Origin of the sequence: Salifodinibacter halophilus, assembly GCA_012999515.1 — a bacterium.
Taxonomy (GTDB): Bacteria; Pseudomonadota; Gammaproteobacteria; order Nevskiales; family Salinisphaeraceae; genus Salifodinibacter; species Salifodinibacter halophilus.
Genome location: JABEEB010000185.1, coordinates 1 through 279, shown reverse-complemented (window position 1 = coordinate 279; position 279 = coordinate 1). Strand labels below are relative to the sequence as shown.

Sequence of the window (279 nt, the reverse complement as noted above, 5' to 3'; positions counted from 1 at the left end):
GCGACTCGGTGAAGTCCTTGTAGTCCACGCCGAGGCTGAGCGAATGGTAGAAGCCCTCGCCCGCGGCGAAGGAACGCATCAGGCGCACGCCGGCCAGGGTGCCGTTGCCGATCACGTTGAGGTCGCCGACCACGGCGATGTCGCTCTTGCTGCGCACCGCATAGCCCAGCAGCGACCACGGCGAGGCGCCGAAGCGGGCCAGGTACGAGGCCGAATACACCTGCGCATCGGAACTGCGCTGCGGCGCGACCTGCGCCGACAGGCTGAAGCTGTGGCCGC

1 protein-coding gene is annotated in these 279 nt (G+C 68.8%); it reads right to left on the bottom strand.

Annotation, left to right across the window (positions count from 1 at the left end):
• The coding region (locus tag HKX41_11240) for a ShlB/FhaC/HecB family hemolysin secretion/activation protein (protein ID NNC24705.1) at positions 1 to 279 on the bottom strand (279 nt) is incomplete at both ends.